Source organism: Rhodoferax ferrireducens, assembly GCF_031458075.1.
GTDB lineage: Bacteria > Pseudomonadota > Gammaproteobacteria > Burkholderiales > Burkholderiaceae_C > Rhodoferax_B > Rhodoferax_B ferrireducens_A.
This window is the reverse complement of record NZ_JAVDXT010000005.1, coordinates 288,657-306,322: the sequence shown is the minus strand read 5'-3', so window position 1 is coordinate 306,322 and position 17,666 is coordinate 288,657. Positions and strand designations below refer to the sequence as shown.

Here is a 17,666-nt window from a genome sequence, read left to right as displayed (position 1 = left end):
TTTCTTTGGAAGAATGGTAGCGTTACCGCAATTGCCTATTCTCCGCTGCCATCCCGCTGCCGCAACGCCCGCCACATCCCATGCACCTGCCTGAACGCCCCCGGCTGAACGCCGTCGCCGGCCCCATCTTTGGGGAGTTCTTACTGGGTTACACCGTCGTCATCGCCGGCCTGTGGCTGGCATCGCATACCTCGGACGGCGCGGCCGGCAGCCTGGGCCTGGCCAACCAGGTGCTGGAGTCGCTGTACGTGGTGTTCCGGGTGCTGGCCATCGGCATGGGGGTGGTGATCACCCAGCTGCTGGGTGGCCAGCAGGTCGAGCTGGTGCGGCGCACCGCGCTGTCGGGCCTGGGGGCTTGCACCTGGGCCGGGCTGTTCGTGGTGTCCATCCTGGTGCTGGGCAACGACCTGATCCTGGACGTGCTGAACGCACCCGACGAAATCCTGCCGCTGGCCAGCCCCTATCTGCAGCTGCTGGCGCCGGCCGCGCTGCTCGACGGCTACAACCTGACCATGGCGGCGATTCTGCGTGCCCATCTGCATGCGCGCGACTCGCTGAAGGTGATGGTGGTGATGCACAGCACCCACCTGGCGCTGGCCGTGCCGCTGATGCTGGGCGTGGGCCCGTGGGACGGGCTGGGCCTGTACGGCTTTGCGGTGGCGCTGCTGGTCAGCCGGGCGCTGGGCCTGGCCTTGCACCTGGTGTTGTGGCGCAAGCGCATGGACCTGGTGCCCACGGCCCGCCACTGGTGGGTGCTGCAGCCGCGGGTGCTGGCGCCGGTGCTGCGCATAGGCGTGCCGGGCGCCAGCGCCGAGCTCGGCTACCGCGCGGCCTTCATGGTGTCGCTGGCTGGCGCGGCGCGGCTGGGCGTGGTGGCGCTGGCCACCCATGCCTACACCTTGCAGTTGCTGCGCTATGTGTTGCTGGTGAGCCTGGCGATCGGCTGGGCCTGCGAGATCATGGTGGGCCGGCTGGTCGGCGGCGGCCAGTTCAGCCAGGCCCGGGCGCTGGTGCGCAAGGGCGTGCGCAACGGGCTGATGGCATCGGGAGGGCTGGCGCTGGCGGCGGCGCTGGCCGCACCCTGGCTGATGCGCGTGTTCACCAAGGACCCGCATGTGATCCAGGCCGCGCAAACCCTGCTGTGGATCGCGGTGGCGCTGGAGACCGGGCGGGTCTTCAACCTGATCGTCACCGGCGCGCTGCGCGCTACGGGCGACGTGATCTACCCGGTGGCTGCCAGCATAGGCTCGTTCGTGCTGGTGCTGGGCTTGGGGTCTTATGTGCTGGGCCGCAGCCTGGGCCTGCCGGGCATCTTCATCGCCTACGCGGCCGACGAATGGGTGCGCGGCCTGCTGATGATGGCGCGCTGGCACTGGCATGGCTGGCTGCCGCATGCGCGCAGCTCGCAGCGCCGGGTGCGCAAGCGCTGACTGCTATGCTTATTGCGGTGATTTTTACATTCAAAAAAGGCCGCTGGCGCAGGTTTCATCAGCGCAAGACGCTATTGATTAAATAGCGATTTCTGTATTTTTAGCTGTCAGCGCCGGAACTTGCCTTCGGCGCTGATGATGGCCAGGTCGGCAAAGTCCAGGCCGCTGTGGTCGCTGGGGCTGTAGCTGACTTCCAGCCCGCCGATGTCGAGCTTGCCCTGGTTTTCCAGCGCCGCCTGGATGCGTTCGCGCGTGGGTTTGGGGCCGGCGCGCTGCAGGGCCGCCACCAGCACCTTGGCGGCGGCAAAGCCTTCGACCATGGACGGGCTGGAATCGTCCAGGCCCTTGGCCCGCGCCAGGTCGGCAAATTCCCGGATGAACGCATAGTTGAACGAGCGCGGGAACACCTGGGTCACCACCACGCCGCTGGCATGGCTGCCCAGCCCCGCAATAAAGCCGGCGGACGCGTTGTTGGACAGCGTGAGGAACTGGGCGTTGCTGCCAGCGGCCTTGAGCGCCTTGATGCCTTCGACCGCGGCGGCGCTGGACGCCACCAGCAGCACGGCCTGCGCCCCGGACTGCACGACCGCCGGCGCAATATGCGAGAAATCGGGCTTGGCGCGGTCAAATTTTTCCAGCACCACCGGGGTCAGCTTGGCATGCTGCAAACCCTTCTGGGCGCCGGCCAGCCCGTCCGCGCCAAAGCTGTCGTCGGTGTAGACCACGGCGATCTTGCTGATGCCCGTGCTGGCCAGGTGGGCCATGGCTTTCTCGGCCTCGCGCTGGTAGGTGGCGCGCACGTTGAACACATGCTTGCGCACCGGCTGGTGCAGCACCATGGCGCCGGTGGACGGGCCGACCAGGGGCACGCCGTATTTGTCCAGCAGCGGAATGACGGCTTCGGTATTCGGCGTGCCGCGGGTCAGGAACATGGCGACCACGTTTTTCTCGGTGATCAGGATGCGCGTGTTCTCTGCCGACAGCGCCGGGTCGAACTTGTCGTCCAGCGACAGCAGCTCGATCTTCTGCCCGGCCACGCCGCCCTTGGCGTTGACCATGTCGAAGTACAGCTTGGCGCCGTCGGTGGTTTCCTTGACGCCGACCGCCACCGAGCCGGTGAAGCCCGCGGTCTGGCCCACCAGGATTTGGGCGGTGGCGGGCAGGCCCAGGGCGCAGAGCAGGGCGGTCAGGACGGCGGCGTAGCGGTATGGCATGGGCGGAGTTCGAAAATGAGGATCGATTGGGCCACGGGGCGGCTCAGGGTAACAGGATGTTTTTACCTAGGCCAGTACGGCCCCTGCGACGGGGCTACATGCGGTAAATTCCCGGGTTCCGGCCCGTATGGGTCAACCCGTCCGTAATGCACACGCTTCCATGACTACTCTAGGCACCCCCCTCTCCCCCCACGCAACCAAGGTCATGCTGCTCGGCTCCGGCGAGCTGGGCAAGGAAGTGCTGATCGCGCTGCAGCGCCTGGGCGTGGAAACCATTGCCGTCGACCGTTATGCGAATGCCCCGGGCCAGCAGGTGGCCCACCATGCGCGCACCATCACCATGAGCGACCCGCTGCAGCTCAAGGCCTTGATCGAGGCCGAGCGCCCCGACCTGGTGGTGCCCGAGATCGAAGCCATCGCCACCCCCATGCTCGAAGAGCTGGAAGCCGCCGGCACGGTGCGCGTGATCCCCACCGCCCGCGCCGCCCGCCTGACCATGGACCGCGAAGGCATACGCCGCCTGGCCGCCGAAGTCCTGGGCCTGCCCACCAGCCCCTATGTGTTCTGCGACTCGCTGGCCGAGCTGCAGGCCGCCATCGACAGCCAGATCGGCTACCCCTGCATCGTCAAGCCGGTGATGAGCAGCTCGGGCAAGGGCCAGAGCAAGATCAGTGGCCCGGCCGATGTGCAAACCGCCTGGGACTACGCGATGGCCGGCGGCCGGGTCAGCCACGGCCGCGTCATTGTCGAAGGCTTCATCGACTTCGACTACGAGATCACCCAGCTCACCGTGCGCGCCCTGGGCGCCGACGGCAAGGTGGAAACCCATTTCTGCGACCCGATTGGCCACATCCAGGTCAGCGGCGACTACGTGGAAAGCTGGCAGCCGCACCCCATGCCGCTGCCGGCCATCCAGCGCTCGCGCGAAATCGCCAAGGCCGTGACCGACAACCTGGGTGGCCAGGGCCTATTCGGCGTCGAGCTGTTCGTCAAGGGCAATGAAGTGTGGTTCAGCGAGGTCAGCCCGCGCCCGCACGACACCGGCATGGTCACGCTGTGCACCCAGTGGCAGAACGAGTTCGAGCTGCATGCGCGCGCCATCCTGGGCCTGCCGGTGAACACTGCGCTCAAGAGCCCGGGCGCCAGCGCGGTGATCTACGGCGGCGTCGATGCCCAGGGCATCGTCTTCGACGGCGTGGCCGAGGCGCTGCGCGTGCCGAACACCGACATCCGCCTGTTCGGCAAGCCCGAGAGCTTCGTCAAGCGCCGCATGGGCGTGGCCCTGGCCTTTGACGCCGACGTGGAAGTCGCCCGCAGCCACGCCAAGCAGGCGGCCGCGCTGGTCAAGCCGCGCGCCGTCTAAGCGCGTTCCGTGAACCAGCTCATCGCTTGGGCCGACGACTCGGCGTTACGTATTTTGCTGGCCGCCGGCCTGGCCATCGTGCTGGCCCTGGTGGCGCATGCGGTGGGGGCGCTGCTGGTGCGGAGGGTCACGCGCAGCATGCCGCTGGCTTCGGCCATCGCCCAGGCCTGCCATGCGCCAACCCGGGTGGTGCTGCCGCTGATCGCGCTGCAGGCCGTATGGCAGATTGCGCCGCACGACTTTCCGCTGGTCGCCGGCGTGCGCCATGTGAATGTGCTGTTGCTGCTGACCAGCCTGACCTGGCTGGGCCTGCGCGTGGTGCATGGCGCCACCCAAGGCCTGATCGCCCTGCACCCGCTGCAGGTCGAAGACAACCTGAACGCCCGCCGCGTCCACACCCAGGCCAAGGTGCTGGCCAACACCCTGGTGTTCGGCATTCTGGTGACCGGGCTGGCGGCGGTGCTGATGACTTTTCCCGAGGCCCGGCAGTTCGGTGCCAGCCTGCTGGCCTCGGCCGGCGTGGTCGGCCTGGTCGTGGGTATCGCCGCGCGGCCGGTGCTGGGCAATCTGCTGGCCGGCCTGCAGATCGCGCTGGGCCAGCCGCTGCGTATCGACGACGTGCTGATCGTGCAGGGCGAGTGGGGCCGGGTCGAGGAGATCACCGGCACCTATGTGGTGCTGCGCGTCTGGGACCAGCGGCGGCTGATCATTCCGCTGCAGTGGTTCATCGAAAACCCGTTCCAGAACTGGACCCGGCGCAACCCCGAAATGATAGGCACGGTGTTCCTGTGGGTGGACTACGCCATGGCCATGGACCCGCTGCGCGCCGAAGCCCTGCGCATCTGCCAGGGTTCGCCGGCCTGGGACGGCCGCCACTGCAAGCTGGACGTGACCGACACCGCCGCCCACGGCGTGCAGATCCGGCTGGAGGTGACCTCGGCCAACGCCGACCTGCTGTGGCGGCTGCGCTGCGATGTGCGCGAAGGCCTGGTGGATTTCATGCAGCGCCACTACCCGCAGCACCTGCCGCGCATGCGCGCCGAACTGGATGCGCGGCCGGCTTTGCCAGGCGTTGCGCCGTGAATCGGATTTTGCTATTTATTTGGTAGCTGTTCCTGCATATTGCATATGCGCCAGAGCCCTGAAAAGCTTCAAACCAATGTAGCCGGTATGTAAAGCAAACGCGGTAAAGTGCTGTGCATAAAAGCTTTGCAGGAGACCGACCGATGAACCGCCTGATCCGTGCCGCCATGCTGGCCGCCCCGCTGCTGTGCCAGCCTGTGTGGGCCGCCGCGGCCAATGCGTCCAGCACCCCGTTTGCCGCCGATGCCCAGGTCTTGGGCACGCCGCTGCAGCTGAACGGCGCCGGCACCCGCTACCGTGCGGTGTTCAAGGTCTACGACATGGCCTTGTACACGCCGCGCAAGGTGTCCAGCCCCGAGGAGCTGCGGGCCCTGCCCGGGCCCAAGCTGCTGAGCTTTACTGCGCTGCGCGAAGTCTCTGGCACCGATCTGGGCCTGGCCTTCATCAAAGGTTTGTCGGCCAATTCGCCGAAAGAGCTGGTGCTCAAGCACACCACCTCGGCGAACCGGCTGATCGAAATCTTCTCCGGCCGCAGCAAGCTGGCCGCGGGCGACAGCTTTGCGATGCAGTTCATCCCCGGCCAGGGCACCTTGTTCTTCATCGCCGGCCAGCCCCAGGGCACGCCGGTGGGCGACGCTGAGTTCTTTGGCATGGTGCTGAACATCTGGGTCGGCGACAGCCCGGCGGATTACGCACTGAAAGCTGCGCTGCTGGGCCAGGAAGCGCCGGCCAAGAAGAGCGGGTACTAGGCTCGCACCAGCGCCAGGCCCAGCGCCGTCAGCGCCGCCACCTGCTGGTCGCTGGTGCCGGGCTCGACCACCAGGCCGGTGGCGGCATTGCAGGCGGCGATCACATAGGGCGAGGCGGCGTGCAGCTTCTCGGCCGAGGCCAGCACCCAGGTCTCTGCCGCCTGGGCCATCAGTGCACGCTTCACATGGGCTTCTTCCATGTCGCCGGTGCTGAGTCCGGCCGTGGCGCTGATGCCGGTGACGCCCATGAAATACAGGTCGGCGCGTACCTGGCGGATCGCCTCGATGGCTGCCGCGCCCACCGCCACCACCGAGTGCTTGAACAGCCGCCCGCCGATCAATTGCACCTCGACCAGTGGATGCTCCACCAGGGCCAGCGCGATGGTCGGGCTGTGCGTCACCACCGTGGCCTGCAGGCTGTGCGGCAGGCGCAGCGCCAGCTGCTGGCAGGTGGTGCCACCGTCGATGAACAGCACCTGGCCAGGCTGCACCATGGCGGCGGCGGCGGCGGCAATCGCCTGCTTGCCGGCCATCTGCAGCTGGCTGCGGGCGGCAAAGTTGGCCACCGCCGGCGAGGCGGGCAGGGCGCCGCCGTGCACCCGCTGCAGCAGACCGCGTGCGGCCAGCGCCCGCAGGTCGCGGCGTATGGTGTCTTCCGACAGGCCCAGGCTGCTGCTCAGATCGGCGGCGACGATGCGGCCGTCGCGGCGCAGGGTGTCGAGTATCAGTTGTTTGCGTTGCTGGGTCAGCATGGCGGTTTCCGTTTAGATTTGCATGATTATCATTGAAGTTGCACGAATATGCATGTTTGCGCTAGACTGCCTGCCATTACCCCGGGAGCCCGCATGCACGCCAATGACATCCGCATCGTCGAACAAAAAGTCCTGTCGGACGACTGGTACCTGCTGAAGAAAAACACCTTCGAGCTGCGCCGCCGCGACGGCAGCTGGCAGCGCCAGAGCCGCGAAACCTACGACCGCGGCAATGGCGCGACCATCCTGCTTTACCACCCGGGCCAGGGCACGGTGGTGCTGACCCGGCAATTCCGCTTCCCTACTTTTGTGAACGGCAACCCCGACGGTATGCTGATCGAAACCTGCGCCGGCCTGCTGGACCAGGACGACCCCGCCACCTGCATCCGCCGTGAGACCGAGGAGGAAACCGGCTTTCGCCTGCGCGATGTGCGCAAGGTGTTCGAGGCCTATATGAGCCCGGGCTCGGTGACCGAGCGGGTGTTCTTCTTCGTCGGCGAATACAGCGCGGCCGACAAGGTGTCGGATGGTGGCGGCGAGCACCACGAGGGCGAGGACATCGAAGTGCTGGAGCTACCCCTGGCCACCGCATTGGAGATGGTGGCCGATGGCCGTATCTGCGACGGCAAGACCATCATGCTGCTGCAGTATGCGCAGCTGCATGGTTTGATGAAAACGGAGTAAGCAGCACCGACAGCCGCTGAAAACGGGCGGCTTCCCATTCCAGAGATACCGCGGAACCGGCTCCGCCGGGCCGCAGGTATCGCCCCCTGCAAGGGGGTTGGCGGAAACACGCAGTGTGGAGCCTGGGGGTGCTCTAGATAACAGTTTGCCCGAGCCCGCCGTCGGACTGCACCATGCGGCCACGGCCTTCGTGCTTGGCCGAGTACAGCGCGGTATCGGCGCGCGCCAGCAGGCCGGCCAGGGTGCCGTCGCCGTCGCGCAGCACCGCCACGCCGGCGCTGAAGTTCATGTGGAAACCCAGTTCTTTCTCGCCCACTTCCTGCAGCATGGCGCGCAGCCGCTGGTCGAAGCCTATGCTGGCCGAGCGGTGGGTATTGGCCAGCACGATGCAGAACTCTTCGCCGCCCAGGCGGCCCACCAGGTCGCCGGTGCGGCGGCTTTCGCGCAGCAGGCGGGCAAACAGCTTGAGCGCCTTGTCGCCGACCTCATGGCCGTGGGTGTCGTTGATGCGCTTGAAGTGGTCCAGGTCCAGCATCATCAGCGTCAGTGGCTGCTGGTAGCGCTGGGCGTTGGCAAACATGCCCTCGGCCCGCTCCATCCAGCCGCGCCGGTTCAGCAGGCCGGTCAGGCCGTCGGTCATGGCCAGGTTGTGCAGCCTGGCCTTGGCCTCGTCGCGCCACGCGGCCAGCAAGGCGACTACCGAGACGATGGTGCCCAGGTTCAGCGTCACCGCCATGGTCAGGTTGATGCTTTGCTGCGCGGCTTCCGAGCCCCAGATACCGACCACCGCCCGCACCAGCATCAGACCCGCGGTGCCGACCAGGCAGGCGCACAGCCACCAGCGCCAGGCCCGGCCCACGTGGCGCAGCGGGAACAGCGTGGCCCGTGCTACCAGCAGCAGCATGGCCGCCAGGCACAGATGCGACCAGCCGAGCTGGAAGTCTGGGCTGGCAAAGCCCAGCACATAGCCCAGCGGCGCGGCCACCAGCAGTACCAGCAGGCAGCGTGCGCACCAGCGGTAGTCCAGCCAGTCCTGCGGGCTGCGGCGGATCGGCCGCTTGCGGTATTTGTCCGGCCGGCTGCGGTGGCCGAGCCAGCTGCCCAGCGCCCGGTGCAGCAGCCATTGGCACAGGCCGAACAGCGCCACGGCCAGCGGCGCCAGCACCGGCGCCCAGGCATAGCCCGCGGCGATGCTGGCCACGCCGCCCAGCACCAGGGCCACCACCCCCAGCTGGGCGCAACGGGTGGCGGCACTGGCTTGGCTGCCGACCATGGTCAGCAAGGCGATCGACACTATGAACAGGTTCGCGGTGGCGATCACCAGCAGGGTGGGAATATCGAGCTGCATCGGAGAACAGGTGTGCGGTTACTGGAAGGCGACTTCGGCAAAGCTGCGCAGCTTGCGGCTGTGCAGCTGCGTCAGGCCCTGGGCGCGCAGCAGCTCGATGGCGCGGATGCCGATGCGCAGATGCTGGTCCACCCGTTCGCGGTAGAAATGGTTGGCCATGCCGGGCAGCTTGATCTCGCCGTGCAAAGGCTTGTCGCTGACGCAGAGCAAGGTGCCGTAGGGCACGCGGAAGCGGAAGCCATTGGCGGCGATGGTGGCGGACTCCATGTCCAGTGCCACCGCGCGGCTCTGGCTGAAGCGGCGCTGCGGCTGGTTGTTCGGCAGCAGCTCCCAGTTGCGGTTGTCGGTGCTGGCCACGGTGCCGGTGCGCATGATGTTCTTCAGCGCCACGCCTTGCACCTGGGTGACGTCGGCCACGGCCTGTTCCAGCGCCTGCTGGATTTCGGCCAGCGCCGGGATCGGCACCCACAGCGGCAGTTCTTCGTCCAGCACATGGTCTTCGCGCACATAGCCGTGGGCCAGCACGTAGTCGCCCAGCTGCTGGCTGTTGCGCAGGCCCGCGCAATGGCCGACCATGATCCAGGCATGCGGGCGCAGCACAGCGATGTGGTCGGTGATGTTCTTGGCATTCGCCGGACCGACGCCGATGTTCACCATGGTGATGCCGGCGTTGTCGGAGCGCACCAGGTGGTAGCCGGGCATTTGCGGCAGGCGCGGCGGCACGGCGCCCAGCGCGTCCACCGCTTCGGCGGGCAGGCCGACCCGGCGGGTGATGACGTTGCCGGGTTCGACAAACGCGCAGTACTCGCTGTTCGGGTCGGCCATGGCCGCATGGCCCATGCGCACGAATTCATCGATGTAGAACTGGTAGTTGGTGAACAGCACGAAGTTCTGGAAATGCTCGGGCCCGGTGCCGGTGTAGTGGCGCATGCGGTGCAGCGAATAGTCGACCCGGGGCGCGGTGAACAGCGACAGCGGCAGCGGGTCGCCGGGGTTCGGTTCGTAGGTGCCGTTGGCGATGCCGTCGTCCATGGCGGCCAGGTCGGGCAAGTCGAACACGTCGCGCATCAGCATGCGGCGGCTGGCGTCCATATGGCCTTCGACGTGGTCGTGCTCGGCGAACGAGAAATGCACGGGTATTGGCAGTGTGCTGGTGCCGATTTCCAGTTCGACTTGGTGGTTTTGCAGCAGCAGGCGGAACTGTTCGAGGTAGTAGCTGTGGTACAGATCCGGCCGGGTCAGCGTGGTCTCGAAGCGGCCGGGGCCGGCCACGAAGCCATAGCTGAGGTGCGCGCTTTCGACCAGGGCGCTGGCGGCGCGGGCCACGGTTTCCGTGTGCAGTCGCACGAACGGATAGCAGGCGCGCACATGGCCGGGCAGGGTTTCACCCGCCACAAAGCGCTGCATGGCGGAGCGCAGGTGGTCGATCTGCTGGTCGTAAATCAGCTGGACCTGCGCCAGGGCGGCAACCGGGTCGGTGAAGCGGGCGGGGGCGATAAAGGCAGGCAGATAGGGCATGGGTCTATTGTGCAACGCAACAAGCTCAGCGAGATAGGGGGACGGGGTCGCGCATGGTGACGAATTCTTCGGCCATGGTCGGGTGGATGCCGATGGTGCTGTCGAACACCGCCTTGGTGGCGCCGGCCTTCATGGCGACGGCAAAGCCTTGCACTATTTCGCCGGCGTCGGCGCCCACCATGTGCAGGCCGACCACGCGGTCGCTCGCGTCGTCGACCACCAGCTTCATCAAGGTGCGTTCGCTGCTGCCGCTGAGCGTGTGCTTCAGCGATTTGAACTCGCTGCGGTAGATGCTGACCGGGCCAAACTGCTGGCGCGCCGCGGCTTCCGTCAGGCCGACGGTGCCGATGTTGGGATGGGTGAATACGGCCGTGGGGATGAGTGCGTAGTCCATGCTGCGCGCCGCCTTGCCGGCCTTGGGGGCAAACAAATGGTCGACCAGGGCCATGGCTTCGCCCAGCGCCACCGGCGTGAGCTGCAGCCGCGCGGTCACGTCGCCAAGCGCGTAGACCGAGGGCACCGAGGTCTGGTAGTGGCTGTCCACCTCGATCGCGCCGTCCTTGCCCTGGGCGATGCCCAGCGTCTCCAGGCCCATGCCCTGCACATTCGGCACCCGGCCGATGGCGTACAGCACCTGGTCGACGGTCAAGGTGTCGCCATTCGCCAGCCGCACCTCCAGGCCGGCGGCGGTGCGCAGGATGCTGGCCACGTCGGTTTCCAGCCGCAGGTCCACACCGGTCTTGCGCACCTCTTGCGCCAGGAAGTTGCGCACATCGTCGTCAAAGCCGCGCAGCAGCTGCTGGCCGCGGTACACCTGGCTCACCTGGGCGCCCAGGCCGTTGAAGATGGAGGCAAATTCGCAGGCGATATAGCCGCCGCCCACCACCAGCAGCCGCTGCGGGAACGGCTCCAGGTCGAACATCGCATCCGACACCACCGCATGCTCGGCGCCAGGGATAGACGGCAGGCTGGGCGTGCCGCCGGTGGCCACCAGGATGTGCTCGGCGCTGTAGCGCTGCTCACCCACCTGCACCGTATGCGCGTCCAGCAGCGTGGCCCAGCCGGGGATGAGCTGCACGCCTGCGCCCACCAGCAGTTGCTGGTAGATGCCGTTGAGGCGGGTGATCTCGGTGGCGCGGTTTTTCTTCAGCAGGTTCCAGTCGAGGCGGGGGTGGCCCACCTGCCAGCCATAGCCGGCGGCTTCTTCAAAGGCTTCGGCGTAATGCGCGGCGTAGCTGTAGAGCTTCTTGGGGATGCAGCCCACGTTGACGCAGGTGCCACCCAGTGCGCCCACCTCGGCCAGCGCCACACGCACGCCGCGCTGCGCGGCCATGCGCGCAGCCCGTACGCCGCCGCTGCCGCCACCCACCACCAAGAGATCGAACTGGAATGCGGGCATGCGGGTTCCTTATGGTTTGGGTGGACATCAAGCCCCCTAATGTGCTATTAAAAATGTAGCTCGCGGTGCATGCATTTACTGCGCCATCCCCATTTCTAATGAAGCTGGGGGGAAGCGCTGCCGAGAAACCGCAATAATGGATGGTATCTGTTCCAACACCCAAGGTTTTCCGTGAAATTTGCTCTGACCTCCGCCGCTTTCTGCCTGCTGGCCGCCAGCCTGACCACTGCCAGCTGGGCCCAAACCACTGACGCCGCCGCGGCCGCCAAAGAGGCCGGTGCCCTCGTCACCCCCAGCGGCCTGGTCTACCGTTCGCTGAAAGACGGCACCGGCGCCAGCCCCACCGCGAGCGACAAGGTCAAGGTGCATTACCGTGGGACCTTCCTGGACGGCAAGGAATTCGACAGCTCGTACAAGCGCAATGAACCCATCGAGTTCCCGCTGAGCGGCGTCATCAAATGCTGGACCGAAGGCGTGCAGAAAATGAAGGTCGGTGGCAAGGCCAAGCTCACCTGCCCACCGGCGATTGCCTATGGCGAGCGCGGTGCCGGCGGCGTGATCCCGGCCAATGCCACGCTGCAGTTCGAAGTCGAATTGCTCGGCATCAACGGCAAGTAAGCACCCGGTCTCCACGTCCGCGACCCCTCGTATTTCTGGAATTCCCATGGCACCCTCCCGGCCTGCACCCATCAGTTCTTCGCAATTCGGCCCCTCGTCCCAATCGGGCGGGCAACCCAATGCCGGCAGCCGCGGCAACACCGCTGCACACGACCAGATTGCCTTTATCGGTGGCGGCAATATGGCCAGCGCCATCATCGGTGGACTGGTCAAGAAGGGCGTGCCGGCCAGCCACATCCTGGTGATCGAGCCCTGGGCCGAGGCGCGCGCCAAGCTGCTGGCCGATTTCGCCATCCAGGCCCATGAAATGCCCGGCCCGGTGCTGGCCCAGGCGCGTACCGTGGTCTGGGCGGTCAAGCCGCAGATGTTCAAGGATGCGGCGCTGCAAACCCGCTTCCACACCAAGACCGCCCTGCATCTGAGCGTGGCCGCGGGCATCCGCAGCGACAGCATTGCCAAGTGGCTGGACACCGAACGCGTGGTGCGCGCCATGCCCAACACCCCGGCGCTGATCGGCAAGGGCATGACCGCGCTGTTCGCCCGGCCCGCCGTGTCGGATGCCGACCGCAGGGTCATCGAAAAGGTGCTGGCCGCCACCGGCGAAAGCCTGTGGGTGGGGGTGGAAGAGCAGCTGGATGCGGTGACCGCCCTGTCGGGCTCGGGCCCGGCCTATGTGTTCTACCTGATCGAGGCCATGACCCAGGCGGGCGCCGACATGGGCTTGTCGCGCGACCAGGCGCATAGGCTGGCGGTGGGCACTTTTGTCGGCGCATCGGCTCTGGCCCGCGCCTCCAACGAGCCACCGGAGATCCTGCGCCAGCGCGTCACGTCCAAGGGCGGCACCACCTATGCGGCCATCACCTCGATGGACCAGGACGGGCTGAAGAACACCTTTATGCGCGCCCTGCACGCCGCCAAACACCGCGCCCGCGAGTTGGGCGACGAGTTTGGAGATTAAGGAACACCCCCAGGCTGCACACTTCGTGTTTTCGCCAACCCCCTTGCAGGGGGCAACACCAGCAGCCTGGCAAAGCCAGTTCTGCGGTGTTTTTGGAAGGGGAGTCTGTGCGGTGGTTTTATGCTTTTTAGGCTGCTAGCGCTTATTCCATAAGCGCTAGCAGCTATTTAATGCATAGCGGCGGCTCTTGTCCTACGCCGCTTTGGCCAGCTGGCGGTGCGGGTCGATGACAAACTTCTTCGGCACGCCGGCGTCGAACTCGGCGTAGCCGCTGGGGGCTTCGTCCAGCGAGATCACCTGCACACCGACGATGTCGGCGATGTGGATGCGGTCCCACAGAATCGCCTGCATTAGCGCCCGGTTGTACTTCATCACCGGGGTCTGGCCGGTGTGGAAGCTGTGCGACTTGGCCCAGCCCAGGCCGAAGCGCAGGCTCAGGGCGCCGCTCTTGGCGGCCTTGTCGACACCACCCGGATCGTCCGTCACGTACAGGCCGGGGATGCCGATTTTGCCGGCGGCGCGGGTGATTTCCATCAGCGAATTCAGCACGGTGGCGGGTGCCTCGCCCTGCGATCCCGCATGGCCGTGGCCGCGGGCTTCGAAGCCGACGGCGTCGATGGCGCTGTCGACTTCCGGTGTGCCGAGGATGGCGGCGATCTGGTCGGCCAGGCTCACGTCCAGCGACAGGTCGACCGTCTCAAAACCGACCTTGCGCGCATGCACCAGGCGGGCCGGGTTCACGTCACCCACAATCACCACCGCCGCACCCAGCAGGCGCGCCGAGGCGGCGGCCGCCAGGCCGACCGGGCCGGCACCGGCTACGTAGACCGTGCTGCCCGGGCCTACGCCGGCTGTCACCGCGCCGTGGTAGCCGGTGGGCAGGATGTCGGACAAACAGGTGAGGTCGCGGATCTTTTCCATCGCGCGGTCGCGGTCGGGGAACTTCAGCAGGTTGAAGTCGGCATACGGCACCATCACGTACTCGGCCTGGCCGCCGATCCAGCCGCCCATGTCCACATAGCCGTAGGCGCCGCCGGCGCGCGAGGGGTTCACGCTCAGGCAGACGCCGGTGTGCTGTTCCTTGCAGGTGCGGCAGCGGCCGCAGGCCACGTTGAAAGGCACGGACACCAGGTCGCCTTTTTTGAGGGTTTCGACATCGCGGCCGACTTCCAGCACTTCGCCGGTGATCTCGTGGCCCAGCACCAGGCCCGCCAGCGCGGTGGTGCGGCCGCGCACCATGTGCTGGTCGGAGCCGCAGATATTGGTGGACAGCACTTTCAGGATCACCCCGTGCTCGGCCGACTGGCCCAGCGGGTTGACGAGTTTGGGGAAGGGGATAGCTTGCACTTCGACCTGGCTTTGCCCCAGGTACACGACACCTCGGTTGCTTGACATTGGGTTTGTCTCCTTGTTTGTCATTGGACGCAGACCTCTGCGCCAGAATGGGCACGAAGGTGCACCATCTTGGACCGATGGCAAACAGGCACTAGCTGGATTGCGACGCCGAAGTGTATTTTTTGCCCGCTTTGGTGCGGATGGGGCCCGGCACAGGCTAGGCCAGGTACTTTTCCAGCTTGTGGGCAAACACCTGCGCGGCTTCGGTCCAGGCCACGTTTACGCCCAGATGCGCCAGGTCGACGGTCTGCAGGCCGGCATAGCCGCAGGGGTTGATGCGGCCAAACGGTTCGAGGTCCATGGCCACATTCAGCGCCACGCCGTGGTAGCTGCAATGCCGGCTGACCTTGATGCCCAGCGCGGCAATTTTGCCCAGGTAGGTGGGGCTGGTTTCCAGCTCCTTGGAGGTAAAACCGGCCTCCAGCCGCGCGTGGCTGAACGGGTCTTGCAGGCGCACATAAATCCCCGGCGCGCCGGGTACGCGCAGGCCGGTAACGCCGAAATGCACCAGGGTCTGGATGGCGGCTTCTTCCAGCCGGTAGACGTATTCCTTGACGAAATAACCGGCGCGCTTCAGGTCCAGCAGCGGGTACGCCACCACCTGGCCGGGGCCGTGGTAAGTGACCTGGCCACCGCGATTGGTCTGCACCACCGGGATCTCGCCGGGCAGCAGCAGATGCTCGGGCTTGCCCGCCAGGCCCTGGGTGAAGACCGGTGGGTGCTCGCAAATCCATAGCTGGTCCGGTGCATCCGGTGTACGCTGGGCGGTGAAATCCTGCATGGCGGCTACGGTGGGCAGGTAGTCCACGCGGCCCAGCAGCTGGGCGGACAGCGGCGCCGTCACAAGACCATCTTCACCATCGGGTGGGTGCTCAGCGTGCGGTACAGCTCGTCGAGCTGTTCGCGGCTGGTGGCGGTGACGGTGATGGTGATGCCCAGGTATTTGCCGCCCTTGCTTTCGCGCAGCTCGACCGTGGCCGCGTCATAGCCGGGGTCGAACTGCTTGGCGATGCTGGTGATGGCGTGCACAAAACCGTCGGCCTGCGCGCCCATCACCTTGATGGGGAACTGCGAGGGGTATTCGATGAGCGAATCTTTGCGCGGGTCGACGGGATCGGTGGCTTCGGTGGTAGGTGTGGTCATGGTGCGAATGTGCTGGTTAGGCGGCTTGGGTGGCAGCGGTATAGCCCGCATACAGTTTGGCGTAGATCGGGCCGGGTTGGCCGTTTGCAACCGGTTGGCCGTCCAGCGTGGTGATGGCCAGCACTTCCTTGGTGGCGCTGGACAGCAGCAATTCATCTGCGTTGAGCACCTCTTCGCGGCTGATGCGGCGCAGCTCGAACGGAATGCCCTGGGCGCGGCAGATTTCTTCCATCAGGCCGAAGCGTATGCCTTCGAGCACCAGGTTGTCTTTGGGTACGCCGACCAGGGTGCCGTTCTTTACCAGCCAGACGTTGCTGGAGGCGGCCTCGCTGAGGAAGCCGTGGCGGAACATCACGGTCTCGACCGCACCCGCATCGACGCCGATCTGCCGCGCAAACACCGCGCCCAGCAGGCTGGTGGCCTTGATGTGGGCCTTCTCCCAGCGGAAGTCGTCGGCCGTGACGCAGGCCACGCCCTGGCTGCGCTGGGCGGCCGAGGGCAGGTTCATCTTGTTGGCCATGGCGAACACGGTGGGCGTGATGTCCTGCGGCATGGCGTGGTCGCGCATTGCCACGCCGCGGCTGATCTGGATGTAGACCAGGTGGTTGCCTTGTATGCCGTGCGGGCCGCTGGTGCCGGTACTGGCTGCGTGGCTAGCTACCAATTTAGTAGCAATCTCGCGCCACTCGGTTTGTGTGAGGGGGTTCGGGATGCGCAGTTCGCGCAGGCTGCGGTCGAGCCGCGCCATGTGCTGCTCGAAGCGGAACAGGCGGCCGGCGTAGACCGGCACCACTTCGTACACGCCGTCGCCGAAGATGAAGCCGCGGTCCATGACGCTGATTTTGGCGTCGCACAAAGGGGTGTAGGCGCCGTTGAGGTAGCAGGGGAAGTCGGGCAAGGTGTGCATGGTGGGGGGCGGGGAGTAGAGGCCTTATTTTGAACTGCTGGCGCGGGCTGGCAGGCGCCGGGTTTCGCCAATTTTGAGCAGAAAGAACGCGTCTTCCGCCACGCCCTGGTCCAGGCGGGCGGCGGCCAGGTCTTTGGGCGACTGGTCGAGCGGCTCGTCGGTGAGGTTGAACGTGCCCCAATGCACGCCCACGCTGCGCTGGGCATGCAGGTCGCGGTGGATCTGCACCGCCTCGGCCGGATTGATATGCTGATTTTGCATGAACCAACGCGGCTCGTAGGCGCCGACGGCGATCAAAGCCAGGTCAAAACCCTCGGGGCTGCGGTCTTTGAAATGTGCGCGGGTGTCCTTGAAATCCTGGCTGTAGCCAGTGTCTCCGCTGAAGTACCAGTGGAAGTCGGCACCGAAAACGGCCCAGCCGCCCCACAGCGTCTGGAAGCGGTCGCCCAGGCCGCGGGCCGACCAGTGCTGCACGGGCGTGAGGTGGAATTCCACGCCCTGCACCGTGTGCTGCTGCCACCAGTCGAGCTCCACCACGTTGGTGATGCCCTGGTCGGCAAACCAGGCTTTCAAACCCAAGGGAACTATAAAAAGCGTAGCGCCTTGCGCACGCTGGTTCAGCGCCAGCACTGCATTCGTATCCAAATGGTCATAGTGGTTGTGCGAGACCACCACCACATCAATAGGTGGTAGATCGACCATGGCCACGCCCGGCGGCTGGGCCTGTTGCGGCCCCATGAATTGCACCGGCGAGGCGCGTTCGCTGAACACCGGATCGGTCAGCACGTTCAGCCCGCTGGCCTGCACCAGCATGCTGGCGTGGCCGATCCAGGTGATGGCCGGCTGCATGGCCGCACCGGCGCGCGCATTGGCGTGGATGGCGGCCAGGTCGGGGGTGACCACGGGCGTGGGCGTCTGTGGTGGCGGCGGCAGGTTGTGGCGCCAGGCGTTCGATTTCCAGCGCAGCAGGTCGGACAGAGTGCCTGGAATGGCGTCGGTGTAGTTGTTTTTGAAGCCGGTTGGCGTGTGGTGCTGCATGGGGGAGGAAGGCAAGGTCGGTGCTTGGCAACCGGCGAGGCTGAGGGCCAGTCCTAGCGCGTTCCAG

17 protein-coding genes are annotated in these 17,666 nt (G+C 66.3%); 7 read left to right on the top strand and 10 right to left on the bottom strand.

Annotated elements, in window-relative coordinates:
- Window positions 1-80: 80 nt before the first annotated feature.
- Window positions 81-1,430: an MATE family efflux transporter gene (locus J2X19_RS22485; RefSeq protein WP_116606701.1), complete on the top strand. Its 1,350-nt coding sequence runs from the start codon at window positions 81-83 to the stop codon at window positions 1,428-1,430.
- Window positions 1,431-1,537: 107 nt separating this feature from the next.
- On the opposite strand, the gene J2X19_RS22480 is transcribed toward J2X19_RS22485, so the two are convergent.
- Window positions 1,538-2,644: an ABC transporter substrate-binding protein gene (locus J2X19_RS22480; protein ID WP_310376647.1), complete on the bottom strand. Its 1,107-nt coding sequence runs from the start codon at window positions 2,642-2,644 to the stop codon at window positions 1,538-1,540.
- Between the two features lie 160 nt (window positions 2,645-2,804).
- Between J2X19_RS22480 and purT the strand changes: the two genes are divergently transcribed.
- From purT to J2X19_RS22465, 3 genes are all read left to right on the top strand, one after another.
- Window positions 2,805-4,007, top strand: a complete 1,203-nt coding sequence (purT, locus tag J2X19_RS22475) for a formate-dependent phosphoribosylglycinamide formyltransferase (protein ID WP_310376646.1) — start codon at window positions 2,805-2,807, stop codon at window positions 4,005-4,007.
- Between the two features lie 9 nt (window positions 4,008-4,016).
- Entirely contained in the window at window positions 4,017-5,090 is a 1,074-nt protein-coding gene (locus tag J2X19_RS22470) for a mechanosensitive ion channel family protein (RefSeq protein WP_310376645.1), read from the top strand.
- A gap of 143 nt (window positions 5,091-5,233) precedes the next feature.
- Window positions 5,234-5,839, top strand: a complete 606-nt coding sequence (locus J2X19_RS22465; protein ID WP_310376644.1) for a chalcone isomerase family protein — start codon at window positions 5,234-5,236, stop codon at window positions 5,837-5,839.
- On the opposite strand, the gene J2X19_RS22460 is transcribed toward J2X19_RS22465, so the two are convergent.
- Window positions 5,836-6,591, bottom strand: coding sequence for a DeoR/GlpR family DNA-binding transcription regulator (locus tag J2X19_RS22460; protein ID WP_310376643.1), 756 nt, complete (start codon window positions 6,589-6,591; stop codon window positions 5,836-5,838). The two genes, J2X19_RS22465 and J2X19_RS22460, sit on opposite strands and share 4 nt — an antisense overlap.
- Window positions 6,592-6,684: 93 nt before the next feature.
- Between J2X19_RS22460 and nudK the strand changes: the two genes are divergently transcribed.
- Window positions 6,685-7,275, top strand: coding sequence for a GDP-mannose pyrophosphatase NudK (nudK, locus tag J2X19_RS22455; RefSeq protein WP_310376642.1), 591 nt, complete (start codon window positions 6,685-6,687; stop codon window positions 7,273-7,275).
- A 133-nt stretch (window positions 7,276-7,408) separates the two neighbouring features.
- Here nudK and J2X19_RS22450 read toward each other — a convergent pair whose 3' ends face one another.
- Genes J2X19_RS22450 through gorA form a run of 3 tightly spaced genes read right to left on the bottom strand, consistent with a single transcriptional unit; the run spans window position 7,409 to window position 11,540 of the window.
- Window positions 7,409-8,623, bottom strand: coding sequence for a GGDEF domain-containing protein (locus tag J2X19_RS22450; protein WP_116606708.1), 1,215 nt, complete (start codon window positions 8,621-8,623; stop codon window positions 7,409-7,411).
- 18 nt (window positions 8,624-8,641) lie between these two features.
- Window positions 8,642-10,141 carry an AMP nucleosidase gene (locus J2X19_RS22445; RefSeq protein ID WP_310376641.1) on the bottom strand — a complete coding sequence of 500 codons (1,500 nt, stop codon included), beginning with the start codon at window positions 10,139-10,141 and terminating at the stop codon, window positions 8,642-8,644.
- A 25-nt stretch (window positions 10,142-10,166) separates the two neighbouring features.
- Window positions 10,167-11,540, bottom strand: a complete 1,374-nt coding sequence (gorA, locus tag J2X19_RS22440) for a glutathione-disulfide reductase (protein WP_310376640.1) — start codon at window positions 11,538-11,540, stop codon at window positions 10,167-10,169.
- 207 nt (window positions 11,541-11,747) lie between these two features.
- Between gorA and J2X19_RS22435 the strand changes: the two genes are divergently transcribed.
- Both J2X19_RS22435 and proC read left to right on the top strand, forming a co-directional pair.
- Window positions 11,748-12,158: an FKBP-type peptidyl-prolyl cis-trans isomerase gene (locus J2X19_RS22435; RefSeq protein ID WP_405048732.1), complete on the top strand. Its 411-nt coding sequence runs from the start codon at window positions 11,748-11,750 to the stop codon at window positions 12,156-12,158.
- Window positions 12,159-12,204: 46 nt separating this feature from the next.
- Window positions 12,205-13,116 carry a pyrroline-5-carboxylate reductase gene (gene proC / locus J2X19_RS22430; protein WP_405048724.1) on the top strand — a complete coding sequence of 304 codons (912 nt, stop codon included), beginning with the start codon at window positions 12,205-12,207 and terminating at the stop codon, window positions 13,114-13,116.
- Window positions 13,117-13,308: 192 nt separating this feature from the next.
- On the opposite strand, the gene fdhA is transcribed toward proC, so the two are convergent.
- The 5 genes from fdhA to J2X19_RS22405 all read right to left on the bottom strand — a co-directional run bounded on the left by fdhA (window position 13,309) and on the right by J2X19_RS22405 (window position 17,614).
- Entirely contained in the window at window positions 13,309-14,511 is a 1,203-nt protein-coding gene (gene fdhA, locus J2X19_RS22425) for a formaldehyde dehydrogenase, glutathione-independent (RefSeq protein WP_310376639.1), read from the bottom strand.
- A gap of 157 nt (window positions 14,512-14,668) precedes the next feature.
- Window positions 14,669-15,292: a lipoyl(octanoyl) transferase LipB gene (gene lipB, locus J2X19_RS22420; protein WP_310376887.1), complete on the bottom strand. Its 624-nt coding sequence runs from the start codon at window positions 15,290-15,292 to the stop codon at window positions 14,669-14,671.
- 59 nt (window positions 15,293-15,351) lie between these two features.
- Window positions 15,352-15,654, bottom strand: coding sequence for an HP0495 family protein (locus J2X19_RS22415; RefSeq protein ID WP_116606712.1), 303 nt, complete (start codon window positions 15,652-15,654; stop codon window positions 15,352-15,354).
- 16 nt (window positions 15,655-15,670) lie between these two features.
- Window positions 15,671-16,561 (bottom strand): D-amino acid aminotransferase, encoded by an 891-nt coding sequence (locus J2X19_RS22410; RefSeq protein WP_310376638.1) that lies wholly within the window; start codon window positions 16,559-16,561, stop codon window positions 15,671-15,673.
- A gap of 24 nt (window positions 16,562-16,585) precedes the next feature.
- Complete coding sequence (locus tag J2X19_RS22405; protein WP_310376637.1) at window positions 16,586-17,614, bottom strand: MBL fold metallo-hydrolase; 1,029 nt, start codon at window positions 17,612-17,614, stop codon at window positions 16,586-16,588.
- Window positions 17,615-17,666: the final 52 nt, after the last annotated feature.